At 44.7% G+C, this 12061-nt stretch carries 10 protein-coding genes; 5 read left to right on the plus strand and 5 right to left on the minus strand.

Annotation, left to right across the window (positions count from 1 at the left end; genetic code table 11):
* Window positions 1-63: 63 nt before the first annotated feature.
* On the minus strand, window positions 64-915 hold the full coding sequence (gene fghA / locus EAG18_RS18675; protein ID WP_125253875.1) for an S-formylglutathione hydrolase: 852 nt from the start codon (window positions 913-915) through the stop codon (window positions 64-66).
* A 55-nt stretch (window positions 916-970) separates the two neighbouring features.
* A complete protein-coding gene (locus tag EAG18_RS18680) occupies window positions 971-2092 on the minus strand; it encodes an S-(hydroxymethyl)glutathione dehydrogenase/class III alcohol dehydrogenase (protein WP_125253876.1) in 1122 nt (373 codons plus the stop codon).
* Window positions 2093-2189: 97 nt separating this feature from the next.
* Here EAG18_RS18680 and EAG18_RS18685 point away from each other — a divergent pair, with 97 nt between their 5' ends.
* Window positions 2190-3065: a LysR substrate-binding domain-containing protein gene (locus tag EAG18_RS18685; protein WP_125253877.1), complete on the plus strand. Its 876-nt coding sequence runs from the start codon at window positions 2190-2192 to the stop codon at window positions 3063-3065.
* On the opposite strand, the gene EAG18_RS18690 is transcribed toward EAG18_RS18685, so the two are convergent.
* Together EAG18_RS18690 and rne are read right to left on the minus strand one after the other, a co-directional pair.
* On the minus strand, window positions 3052-4710 hold the full coding sequence (locus EAG18_RS18690; protein WP_125253878.1) for a SulP family inorganic anion transporter: 1659 nt from the start codon (window positions 4708-4710) through the stop codon (window positions 3052-3054). The genes EAG18_RS18685 and EAG18_RS18690 overlap by 14 nt on opposite strands.
* Window positions 4711-5001: 291 nt before the next feature.
* The gene (rne, locus tag EAG18_RS18700; protein ID WP_125253880.1) at window positions 5002-8415 is read right to left on the minus strand and encodes a ribonuclease E; all 3414 of its coding nucleotides are present in this window, start codon (window positions 8413-8415) and stop codon (window positions 5002-5004) included.
* Between the two features lie 602 nt (window positions 8416-9017).
* Between rne and rluC the strand changes: the two genes are divergently transcribed.
* Complete coding sequence (rluC, locus tag EAG18_RS18705) at window positions 9018-9968, plus strand: 23S rRNA pseudouridine(955/2504/2580) synthase RluC (RefSeq protein WP_125253881.1); 951 nt, start codon at window positions 9018-9020, stop codon at window positions 9966-9968.
* Between the two features lies 1 nt (window position 9969).
* The gene (locus EAG18_RS18710) at window positions 9970-10614 is read left to right on the plus strand and encodes an HAD-IIIA family hydrolase (protein WP_125253882.1); all 645 of its coding nucleotides are present in this window, start codon (window positions 9970-9972) and stop codon (window positions 10612-10614) included.
* On the opposite strand, the gene EAG18_RS18715 is transcribed toward EAG18_RS18710, so the two are convergent.
* Entirely contained in the window at window positions 10603-11202 is a 600-nt protein-coding gene (locus tag EAG18_RS18715; RefSeq protein WP_125253883.1) for a nucleoside triphosphate pyrophosphatase, read from the minus strand. The two genes, EAG18_RS18710 and EAG18_RS18715, sit on opposite strands and share 12 nt — an antisense overlap.
* 119 nt (window positions 11203-11321) lie before the next feature.
* On the opposite strand from EAG18_RS18715, the gene yceD reads away from it, so the two are divergent.
* Both yceD and rpmF read left to right on the plus strand, forming a co-directional pair.
* Window positions 11322-11846 carry a 23S rRNA accumulation protein YceD gene (yceD, locus tag EAG18_RS18720; RefSeq protein WP_125253884.1) on the plus strand — a complete coding sequence of 175 codons (525 nt, stop codon included), beginning with the start codon at window positions 11322-11324 and terminating at the stop codon, window positions 11844-11846.
* 10 nt (window positions 11847-11856) lie between these two features.
* Entirely contained in the window at window positions 11857-12027 is a 171-nt protein-coding gene (rpmF, locus tag EAG18_RS18725; protein WP_070985127.1) for a 50S ribosomal protein L32, read from the plus strand.
* Window positions 12028-12061: the final 34 nt, after the last annotated feature.

Genomic DNA, 12061 nt, shown 5'->3' on the forward strand with positions numbered 1-12061 from the left:
ACATTATTAGCTATCTACCAGGCTTTCTTATTATTCAAGAGTTCAGCCACTACAAAACATAGTCTAGTCACGGCTTACAAAGTGACGGTGATGAAAGGCTAGATGCTCATCAATAAAACTTGAGATGAAAAAATAACTATGATCATAGCCGTCATGAGTGTTCAGTGTGATAGGGTAACTGGCGTTTTCAGCTGCCTCTTTAAATAACCAAGGTTTTAGCTGCGCTTCTAAAAACTGATCCTCAGTGCCTTGCTCTATCAATATCGGTCTTTTTACTGGCTGGTCGTAATTCGTCATTAATACCGTGGCATCATACTGCTGCCAGTGCTGGGGCTCGTCCCCCAAATAACCTGAAAAGGCTTTTTCCCCCCAAGGGCAGTTACTCGGGTTAACGATTGGGCTGAACGCTGAAATGCTGGTATACATATCTGGGTTTCTGAGTCCAATGACAAGGGCGCCATGACCACCCATTGAATGACCACTAATGGCTTTTTGATTGTTGACAGGGAAGTGCGCTTCGACAAGCTCTGGTAGTTCTTGTGTCACATAATCATACATCTGATAGTGCTTATTGTATGGTGCTTGTGTGGCATTGACATAAAAGCCGGCACCGAGGCCAAAATCGTAACTAGCATTTTCATCGTCAGCCACATCTTCTCCACGTGGACTGGTATCCGGTGCCACTATGGCAATACCTAGTTCGTTGGCTTTTTTAAAAGCTCCTGCTTTTTGCATGAAGTTTTCATCGCTGCAGGTTAACCCTGAAAGCCAATATAACACAGGCACTTTTTTCCCTTCATTGACAGTTTCAGGTAAAAAAATAGCGAACGTCATATCACACTGGGTTGTTTGACTCGAGTGCTTATAGCGTTTGTGCCAGCCGTTTGACACTTTGTTGCTGGAAATCAGTTCCATCGAATTCTCCTTTATGAAGCGAGATAGGGCGCGAACGCGCCCTTGAAAAATATTGTTAGTAGTGGATCACTGACCGAATACTCTTGCCTTCGTGCATTAAATCAAAGGCGTCGTTTATGTCTTCAAGCTTCATAGTGTGAGTGATAAAGTCATTGAGCTTGAACTCACCGTCCATGTAGCGCTCGACAATCTCAGGAAGCTCCGAGCGGCCTTTTACACCACCAAAGGCACTACCACGCCATACTCTACCTGTGACGAGTTGGAAAGGACGTGTTGATATTTCTTGTCCTGCACCTGCAACACCGATGATAACAGACTCTCCCCAGCCTTTGTGGCAGCACTCAAGTGCACTTCTCATGACATCGACATTACCGATACATTCAAATGAGAAATCGACTCCGCCATCCGTCATGTCAACGATAACTTCTTGGATTGGCTTATCAAAATTCTTAGGATTGATAAGATCCGTAGCACCAAGTTTTTTCGCAAGTTCGAATTTGTCCTCATTGATATCAACGCCAATAATACGGCTCGCACCAGCCATCGTTGCACCAATGATAGCGGATAAGCCGATACCACCAAGGCCAAAAATAGCCACGGTATCGCCTTTTTGCACTTTAGCAGTATTCATTACTGCGCCCATACCCGTAGTCACACCACAGCCAAGCAAGCAGATCTCTTCCAGAGGCGCTTCCTTATTTACTTTAGCCAAAGAGATTTCTGGCAATACCGTGTACTCAGAAAAGGTTGACGTGCCCATATAATGGTAAATGGGTTTACCGTCTTTATAAAAGCGAGTTGTGCCATCTGGCATTAAACCTTTGCCTTGGGTTTCACGGATCTGCTGACAAAGGTTCGTTTTACCAGATTTACAGAACTTACATTCGCCACACTCTGGTGTGTACAATGGGATCACGTGGTCGCCAACGGCAACGCTGGTAACGCCTTCACCGACCGCTTCAACGATACCTGCGCCTTCATGACCTAAGATGGCTGGGAATACGCCTTCTGGATCGTCGCCAGACAAAGTGAAAGCATCGGTATGACATACGCCCGTTGCAGTGATTTTTACTAAGACTTCGCCTTTTTTCGGTGGCATTACATCCACTTCTTCAATGCTAAGAGGTTGGCCCGGGCCCCACGCTATGGCGGCTTTAGATTTAATAAATTCAGACATAGTGTTTTCCTTTCTTTAAAACATGATGAAAAGTATAACGGCTTTATAATTTTTGATAATCTATAAAAATAATAAAGACTTTTACGTGAGTGTAATAATGGACAGATGGGTTGGTATTGATGAATTTGTTGCCGTAGCAAGTTATGGCTCATTCAGTGCAGCGGCAATACAGCTGAATACGTCAGTCGCGCAGGTGAGTCGTCGCGTAAAAATGCTTGAGCAAAGATTAAACGTACAGCTATTAATGCGTACCACAAGAAAGCTTGCCTTGACCCAAGAAGGAGAGGTTTTTCTATCTCATGCAAAACATTTACAGCATGGATTAGATGATGCGACAGCGGCGATAAGACAGCGTGACAGACAGCCGACGGGAAAGTTAAAGCTCACTGCACCAGTTATGTATGGTGAGTCTTATGTGATGCCTGCAGTAGTTGAATTTATGCGTTTATATCCCAAAGTGGAAGTAGAAATGCACCTTACCAATAACCAAGTCGACTTACTTGATAAGGGATTTGATTTGGCGATCCGACTTGGGAAATTACAGGACTCTTCGCTAAGAGCAAAACGCTTAACGACACGTAGTACCATGGTGTGTGGTGCAAACAGCTATTTGAATCAACGGGGTCAGCCGCACACCTTGGATGAGCTTTTGGATCACAACTGCTTAATTGGCAATAGTAGTGAGTGGCGTTTTGTTGAGCATGGCAGGACTAGGCAGATTAAAGTCGGTGGTTCGCTTCGTTGTAATAGTGGCTGGGGGCTGGTGGAAGCTGCAAAGCAGGGGTTGGGTTTAGTGCAACTACCACACTATTACGTTAAACCAGCGCTCGATAAAGGCGAGCTGACAGAAGTCTTGACCAATTTTAAGCCCGAGGAAGAGGGAGTCTGGGCGTTATATCCGCCCAGACAATTTGTAGCAACTAGTTTACGTTTGTTATTAGACCATCTAAGCGAATGCTTTAGTCAGCCGTAGCCATTGTTTCTATTGCTTGGCTCAATGCGATTTCGCGGCTAGCACAAAACGCACTGTCCCCTAAACGCTCATGAATATTCAAACGTTTTAGCTTGTCAGTAGTTTCGGTGTTTGGAGAGTAAATAAAGACTCGGCACTGGGCGTCTAATGCGTCTGTAATCGCATTCTCAATAGCCAAGCCGACGGTGACATCTATCATAGCAACGTCGCTTAAATCTAACACCATTGCATTGTACTCACTTATTTTACGGTGTTGTCTTGCGATTGCTTTTGAAACGCTGAAAATCATTGGTCCAGATAGATAAAAGAACAATAGTTTACCGTTGGCTTGATCCAATAACTCACTTTCTTTTTTCGTCAGAGGTACGTCTTCATCACTATCACTATCGCTTATTGCTTTCACGTGGTTTGCCTGCACGCGACTCAAGCGCTCAATTACCATAACGTTAGAAATAAAAACACCAAGCCCTACAGCAACGATAAGGTCTACAAACACAGTCAGTAGCATTACACCATACATAATTGCCATTTGACTCATACTCAGCTTATGAGCGCGCTGTATAAAGCTCCAATCAAGAATGTTAAAGCCAACATACACAGCAATACCCGCAAGTACAGCCATCGGGATAGGCTCTGTTAACCCGCCTGCGATAAATACCACGGCCATTAAAATGAGCGCTCGAAATATGCCTGCTATTGGAGAGCGAGCCCCAACCTGAATATTAACGACGGTTCCCATTGTTGCGCCTGCACCAGGAAGTGCGCCAAATAAACCGGCAATAATGTTAGCTATACCTTGGCCTCTCAGTTCTTTATCTGAGTCATGCTCTGTTCTTGTCAAACTATCGGCAATCACAGCCGTAAGCAGAGTGTCAATACAGCCTAAGGTGCCAAGCACCAGCGCATCGATAAGCATCTCAACGAATAATTCAGGTGTTAAAACAGGAAATACAAGGCTAGGTAGCCCACTTGGTATTTCACCAATCCGGCGGATACTATCGGTATCAAAGATAATGACAGAGAGCAGTGTTACCGCTACTAGGGCAACCAATTGAGCTGGGACATACTGTCGCCACTTGCTTGGCATTTTGAATAAAATAGCCAGAGTAATGACACCCAAAAATAGCTCAGAGAAATGCAGATCCATCAATAAATTTGGGATATTTGATAAGGTGCCGATTACGCCACCTGCCGGAGCTTGGTGGCCAAGTAACGGGGCGAGTTGGAGGATAATGAGAATAACGCCAATCCCAGACATGAAACCTGAGATCACACTGTATGGCATTAGCGTAACGTATTTACCTAGCTTTAGTGTGCCAAGCAGTACTTGGAAGGCACCGGCCATCATCACTACAGTGAAGCCCATCGCAAGGCCATTTTCTGGGTACTTGCTCATCATCGCTGTCAGTACCGCTGTCATAATGACGGTCATAGGACCGGTAGGCTCAGAAATTAGTGAAGTTGAGCCTCCAAATAATGCGGCAAATAACCCAACAAGAATAGCGCCCCACATGCCGGCTTCTGCACCAGCACCGGAGGCTACCCCAAAGGCAAGTGCCAGGGGTAAAGATATAATAGCGGTGGTAACACCACCGAATAGGTCACCTTTGAAAGATGCGTGTTTAAATCTCTTAAATGTGATCATACTTTTGACTATAACGATCAAAGAATTGACGGCATTCTACTGATAAATGATATGCAGTGCTATGAAGGACTGGTACTACCATTTCCATGTTCAGTAGCATTATACCAATTAGTCTTAATACGAGCTCAATTTGAAGGAGTAAACCTGACACTAACTGCGTTAAAAACTTCTTATTCAGAACAACTAAATAAAAATTTTTGCCTTCTCGCCTCAAAATAGACCACTTAATTAAGATAATTGGTATTAGATACAAAAAAGCCAGTCTACATAGACTGGCTTTTYTATTTTTACTTAATCAACCTGAGCTGGCGAGGCCATTTCGGCACTCGCTTTACCCATCGGTGACTTGGAGCCAACACCTAGGCCACTATTTGCAACTACTTCACGAAGCTCATGTGGCATTGCCGGTGGTACCTGTGCAATGACGTCGTCATTCACACCTTGAGCCTTGGTCATTGGCGCTGCGGCGGTTTGGTTAAAGCGAATACGGCTATAGGTCGTATTACCATTCGCATTATGCGGTGGGGTTTCTTTAACCGTTTCAGATGCTATTTCTGCTTGTGGTGCAACTTCTTCAACCGTTTCAGATGCAGCTTCCATCTGCGGTGCAACTTCCTCAGCGGTTTCAGGCGCTGCTTCTGCTTGCGGTGTAACTTCCTGAGCGGTTTCAGGCGCTGCTTCAGTTTGCGGTGCCACTTCTTCAGCGGTTTCAGGCGCTGCTTCAGTTTGCGGTGACACTTCTTCAGCGGTTTCAGGCGCTGCAGCTTCAGTTTGTGGTGCAACTTCCTCAGCGGTTTCAGGTGCTGCTTCAGTTTGCGGTGCCACTTTTTCAGCGGTTTCAGGTGCTGCTTCTGCTTGTGGTGCAACTTCTTCAGCGGTTTCAGGCGCTGCTTCAGTTTGCGGTGTCACTTCTTCAGCGGTTTCAGGCGCTTCTTCAGTTTGCGGTGCAACTTCTTCAGCGGTTTCAGGCGCTGCTTCAGTTTGCGGCGTCACTTCTTCAGCGGTTTCAGGCGCTGCTTCAGTTTGCGGTACCACTTCTTCAGCGGTTTCAGGCGCTGCTTTTGCTTGCGGTGCCACTTCTTCAGCGGTTTCAGGCGCTGCTTCTGCTTGCGGTACCACTTCTTCAACTGACTTCGCTTTTAGCTCAGCCTCATATTCAGCGGCGGCTTGATCGGCAACTGGGATGAAAGCTGCTGACTGACCTTTTTCTGGTGTATCAGGACGGCGGCGACGTTGGCCTGCTGCTCTCAAATGACGAGGTGAACGTCTAGAACGTGTACGACCTTCTTTGTTCTCTTCATCATTTTCTTCAGCAAGTTGCGGTGTTGGCGCCTCTGTGTCATTTACCTTGATAACTTCGTCAGCAGAAACTGTGGTATCAATTTCTGGCTGTGTCTCTTTGGCAGTCTCGTGTTTTTCAGGCGTAGCGCTTTCGCTCACGACAGCTTCATGTTTTTCTGTTTTTTGTACCGTAGGCTTGGACTTTTTATGTCTCTGCTTCGGCTCAGGCTTCTGCTCAGATACTGCTTTTTCAGGCTGTTCCAATGGCTTGACTTCAACTTTTACTTCTTCAGTCGGAGTTGGCTCTGCTACATTGCTCTGCTCTGCGTTTGTATCCTGTACACGCACTTTCTTACGCAGATTACGTCTTTGTCTACGAGGTTTAACTTTCGCTTCTTTGACCTGTGTTTCAGTGTTCGCTGTTTCATTTACCGATTCATCAACAGCTGACTTACTGGAACGGTTGGTCTTGTCTTGATCTTGACGTTTTCTGTTATTAGGGCGACGGCGCTTACGATTATCACCTCGTTGCTCGTTGCTGGTGTTTTCATCTTTCGCTTCAACAGCAGTTTCTTTCTGCGGTTCATTACGACGACGATTATTGTTGCGACGACGGTTATTATTACGACGACGATTATCGCGATTGCTCGTGTCACGAGCTGGCTTTTCTTCACTTGGCTTTGTTTCTTCTTGGCTGTCACCAGCAAAGAGATTTTTAATCCACTGGCCAATCTTTGCGAGCAAACCGGCGCTGTCCTGGGTAGGTTTGGCTTCAGGCTTGCGTGCTTGTGGCTTTTCAGCCTGAGTTGGAGCAGGAGCTGGAGCCGGTGCATCAGGCATCACAACACCTTTGAGTACAGGCTCTTCTTTTACGTTTGCCTGTGGTTTTGCAACTTCAATAACCTCAGGCTCGGGCGTAATGATCTGCTCGTAGCTTGCAGCTTCGGTCGTTTCATCTTTGCGAAGTCGAACTACTTCATAGTGAGGTGTTTCCAAGTGCTGATTTGGAATAATAACAACATGACACTCGTGGCGCTTTTCGATGCGTTGGACAGAGCGGCGCTTTTCATTTAGCAGATACGCACCAACAGCAACAGGCACTTGTGCATTTACCTGTGCTGTGTTGTCTTTGATTGCTTCTTCCTCAATGAGACGCAGGATAGATAGAGCAATCGATTCGTTTGAGCGAATAGTACCTTGACCATCACAGCGAGGGCAAGTGTGTTGGCTCGCTTCACCAAGAGATGGACGTAAACGCTGGCGTGACATTTCTAATAGACCAAAACGAGAAATCTTGCCTATTTGCACGCGAGCGCGATCCGTGCGTACTGCTTCTTTCAAACGATTTTCTACTTCACGCTGATGGCGTGGAGGCGTCATGTCGATGAAATCGATAACAATTAAGCCACCAAGATCTCGCAAGCGTAATTGACGAGCAATTTCATCAGCGGCTTCTAAGTTGGTGTTCAGTGCCGTTTCTTCAATGTCGCCACCTTTCGTCGCTTTTGACGAGTTGATGTCGATAGAAGTTAGTGCTTCGGTAGGGTCTATCACAATTGAGCCACCAGAAGGTAAACGTACCTCTCGCTGGAAAGCTGACTCAATTTGACTCTCAATTTGATAGTGCGTAAATAGAGGCACATCGTTTTGATATAGCTTCACACGATTGATAAAGTCAGGACGAAAACGCTCTATGTGGGCTTTTGCTTCCTCAAAAACGCGAGGCTTGTCAATTAGAATTTCACCGATATCGCGACGTAGATAGTCTCGGATTGCACGGAAGATAACGTTACTTTCTTGGTGAATTAAGAAGGGTGCCTTACCGCTGTCTGCTGCATTCTGAATAGCTTCCCAGTGCACTAAAAGCGCTTTTAAGTCGTATTCTAGTTCTTCAAACGACTTTCCAACCCCTGCGGTACGAACAATTAGACCCATACCTTTTGGTACGTTCAATCGGCTCAAGGCTTCTTTTAGCTCGATACGTTCATCACCCTCTATACGACGTGAAATACCGCCGGCTCTTGGGTTATTTGGCATTAGCACCAAGTAGCTACCAGCTACGCTGATAAAGGTGGTTAAGGCTGCACCTTTTTGGCCACGCTCTTCTTTATCAACTTGAACGATAACTTCTTGGCCTTCGCGGATCACATCTTTGATATTTGGACGACCATTGAATGTGTAACCGTCAGGGAAGTAAGTTTTCGCAATTTCTTTTAAAGGGAGGAATCCGTGACGCTCAGCGCCATAATCAACAAATGCGGCTTCTAGGGAAGGTTCGATACGGGTAATTTTACCCTTGTAAATGTTCGCTTTTTTCTGTTCGTGACCTGGGCTTTCTATATCTAAATCATACAGACGCTGGCCGTCAACCAGTGCTACGCGCATTTCTTCTTGCTGCGTTGCATTGATCAGCATACGTTTCATATTGTAATTCTCTACTCAATTTATTTACAGCGCCTAATACGTTTTCCAGCGACAGCATGTTACGCCTTGGATACTCCGGTTTAATGATGCAGTCTCACGACTGGGGAAAAGGAGTATATTCACAGTTTCCGCTTTAAATCAGGGTAAAATCACTGATTAACTGTTCGCTTCTTCACATTTATTGGTGTCGCTAAGTGGTCATGCACGGGCTAGTCATACTTGGTTTGACAAGTTTGGTCATCGCCATCTTTTGACTCAATTACTTTGCGACATTCACGAGTTGCGGCCTGCTATGCACGGGTATTATTGCAACGGTGGTCAGCGTATCAGACAAATTTTAATTTCTTGCTTTTTGGTTTTTTTCGTGTCCAGTCATTAAACGAAATATTACGCGCTTCGCATTGACTGTTCGCACGTGTTTATCTTAGATGCTCGATAAAAGCTTTGGAAATATTAGCTCTAATCTGTATGATCTGCCATCCAAGATGTGCATCACGATTGTTTTTGCGATAAAAAGCACCTCGCAAAAATTTGCGGGCTGATTATCCCACTAATAACGTCGAGATAGCAACTAAATTATTACTCAAATCAGTGATTAGGCAATGTCAGAAAAACCCGCATTAAAAGTTAGCTTTGTTACCGTGACCGAAGACCAAGAAGGTCAAAGGATTGATAACTTTTTAGTTACGCATTTGAAAGGGGTGCCAAAGAGCGCCGTGTATAAGATCCTTCGCAAAGGGGAAGTGCGTGTTAATAAAAAGCGGGTAAAGCCGGTTTATAAGCTGCAGATGAACGATGAGATCCGCATCCCACCTGTACGTGTTGCAGAAAAAACAGAGTTTGTACCTAAGAATCTTGATAAAGTGGCAAACCTTGAAGATGCGATTCTATACGAAGATAAGTACCTGATTGTTATAAATAAGCCAGCCGGTATGGCTGTGCATGGTGGTAGTGGACTGAGTTATGGCTTAATTGAAGCACTGCGAGCATTAAGACCACAAGAACAAAGCTTAGAACTGGTTCATCGCTTGGATAGAGATACATCAGGTTGTTTACTGATTTCCAAACGTCGCGCGGTACTAAAAGGTCTCCATGAGCAATTAAGAGAAAAAACCATGGAGAAGAATTACTTGGCATTGGTCGCTGGGCAATGGGATGCAAAGCATAAAAACGTGACTGAGCCACTTCGTAAAAACACCCTAAAATCAGGTGAGCGTGTGGTGCGCGTTGATCACGAGCAGGGCAAGGCATCACATACACGATTTAGAGTTATAGAACGGTTTGAATCAGCAAGCTTAGTTCAAGCCTCTCCTGTGACAGGTAGAACGCATCAAATTCGCGTCCATACACAGTGTAAAGGCCATCCAATTGCATGTGATGATAAGTACGGTGATCAAGTGTTTGATGCACAGATGCGCGATATTGGTTTGAGCCGGCTATTTTTACATGCAAAAGAACTCAGGTTTATACACCCTAAAACAGAAACCACGCATCATGTTGAAGCGCCTTTAGATGCTGCACTGGAGTCATGTTTACAAAAGCTAAGGAAATAGCATGCGCTACAAATGTGTAATTTTTGATTGGGATGGTACGGTGATGGACTCAGTACCAAAAATTGTCAATACAATTCATTTGGCGGCAAAATCATGTGGTATTGCGCCTGTGAGCGATGAAATGGCAAAAAGTATTATTGGTTTGTCGCTACCTAAAGCCATGCAGGTACTATTTCCTCAGCATCATGAACAGGTAGATTCATTAGTCCAAGCGTATAAATATAGTTATTCAAATGAAGATGAGACGCCGTCACCTATTTTTGCTGGAGTTGAGTCATTATTAAAGCAGCTTCGAGATAGAGGTGTGAAAATCGCGGTGGCCACAGGGAAAAGCAGGACGGGGCTGGATAGGTTGATGGCGCAATATGGCCTAACTGAGTATTTTGTTGCAACAAGGACTGCATGTGAGGCTGAATCTAAACCCCATCCTGATATGTTACTGCAAATTTTAGCAGAGCTTGGGATCGACGCCCAACAGAGCGTTATGATTGGTGATTCAATCATTGATATGGAACTTGCCAAGAACGCCGGTGTTGATGCGATTGGAGTGACTCTGGGTGTGGCTTCCAAAGAGCAGTTATCGCAAACATCAGCGTGCCATATTTGTGATAACTACCAAGACCTCTCGCAAATATTACTGGCTTGATTGTTCAGCTAACACATCGACGCCAAACTCCAGTAGCATTTTAGTTAATTGAATGAGTGGAAGACCGATAAGCGTATTGGGGTCTTCCCCTTCTAGCTTATCAAACAGACAGATCCCTAATCCCTCGCTTTTAAAGCTTCCTGCACAGTTATAGGGGGCTTCTGCATCACAGTAATTGTTGATCTGCATTTGAGTCAGTTTTCGAAAATAAACGTGAAATGGCACTACGTCAGTAAGTGTTTTACCGCTTTGAATGTCAAAAACCGTCAAACCGGTCAAAAACGTTACGCGATTATTGCTAAACAAGCTTAGTTGCTTTACCGCGTTTTCCTTGTTATGAGGTTTTCCAAGGATCTCACCGTCAAAGAGTGCAACTTGGTCCGAACCAATGACAATACCTTTTTGATACTTTTTAATAGATGCTTGGGCTTTTAATTCACTCAGTCGAGCAACTAGTTGCTCTGCCGATTCATCTTCGCGCGCTCGCTCGTCTATATCTGGAGAAAATGACATAAAAGGCAGCATTAATTTTTTCAAAATTGACTGCCTAAATGGCGAACTAGAAGCTAGAATAAGAGGCGTTTTCATGGAATTTTTATCTCTGTGATAACATTGCCTACAGGATAAAGTGCAATAACGCGAAAAACAAAGGGAAAGTGTATTTTTACTTTGACTAACACAGTAACTATCTATATGATGCAGCCCCTATGCAAAAGGTGAAAATTCCCATCACTCTTGATCCATGCAGAGCAGCGCAACGTCGAGCATCTTATGACGGTGTTGTAACGCTCGAAGAACTTTCTCGATTGCAGCAAGTTGTGCAAGATCAAAGTAGTGAAATAGCGGTAGATATTCATTTCAACATCGACGAACAAGGTCTGGTGGTTGTGCAAGGCAAAGTCCAAGCGCATCTTACACTTGTGTGTCAGCGTTGTAATGATGAATTAGGGTTGGATTTGGAACAAGACTTTGCGTATTCGCCAGTCGGATTAGGTGCAGAGTCGGATGATCTTCCCGAGCGTTATGATGTATTGGAACTTGACGAAGAGGGTGAAGTTAATCTTAGACAACTAGTCGAAGACGAGCTATTACTCGCTATACCGATAGTACCTATGCATGATGAAGCGCAATGCTCTTATTCTGATGAGCCAAAGAGCTTTGGTGAAATTGAAGCAGAAGATAGCAAACCAAATCCATTTGATATTTTGAAACAACTTAAGAAAGATTCTTAGGAGAAGGCTAATGGCGGTACAAAAAAGCAAGAAGTCACGCGCACGTCGTGGTATGCGTCGTTCACACGATGCGATCAGTGGACCAGCTCTAACTGTAGATCAGGTTTCTGGCGAGACTCATCGTCGTCACCACGTGACTGCTGACGGTTACTACAAAGGCGTTAAAGTAATTTCTAACTAAGAGATTGCTTTATGCTGACCGATCTAACCATTGC

Source organism: Pseudoalteromonas sp. J010 (assembly GCF_003934235.1).
GTDB classification, from domain to species: Bacteria; Pseudomonadota; Gammaproteobacteria; order Enterobacterales; family Alteromonadaceae; genus Pseudoalteromonas; species Pseudoalteromonas peptidolytica.

Excerpts from the sequence above, each read along its gene's own strand:
- rluC (WP_125253881.1), top strand. The coding sequence starts at position 9,018 with ATGTCAGAAAAACCCGCATTAAAAGTTAGCTTTGTTACCGTGACCGAA.
- EAG18_RS18685 (WP_125253877.1), top strand. The coding sequence starts at position 2,190 with ATGGACAGATGGGTTGGTATTGATGAATTTGTTGCCGTAGCAAGTTAT.
- rpmF (WP_070985127.1), top strand. The coding sequence starts at position 11,857 with ATGGCGGTACAAAAAAGCAAGAAGTCACGCGCACGTCGTGGTATGCGT.
- EAG18_RS18680 (WP_125253876.1), bottom strand. The coding sequence starts at position 2,092 with ATGTCTGAATTTATTAAATCTAAAGCCGCCATAGCGTGGGGCCCGGGC.
- rne (WP_125253880.1), bottom strand. The coding sequence starts at position 8,415 with ATGAAACGTATGCTGATCAATGCAACGCAGCAAGAAGAAATGCGCGTA.
- yceD (WP_125253884.1), top strand. The coding sequence starts at position 11,322 with ATGCAAAAGGTGAAAATTCCCATCACTCTTGATCCATGCAGAGCAGCG.
- EAG18_RS18710 (WP_125253882.1), top strand. The coding sequence starts at position 9,970 with ATGCGCTACAAATGTGTAATTTTTGATTGGGATGGTACGGTGATGGAC.
- EAG18_RS18690 (WP_125253878.1), bottom strand. The coding sequence starts at position 4,710 with ATGATCACATTTAAGAGATTTAAACACGCATCTTTCAAAGGTGACCTA.
- fghA (WP_125253875.1), bottom strand. The coding sequence starts at position 915 with ATGGAACTGATTTCCAGCAACAAAGTGTCAAACGGCTGGCACAAACGC.
- EAG18_RS18715 (WP_125253883.1), bottom strand. The coding sequence starts at position 11,202 with ATGAAAACGCCTCTTATTCTAGCTTCTAGTTCGCCATTTAGGCAGTCA.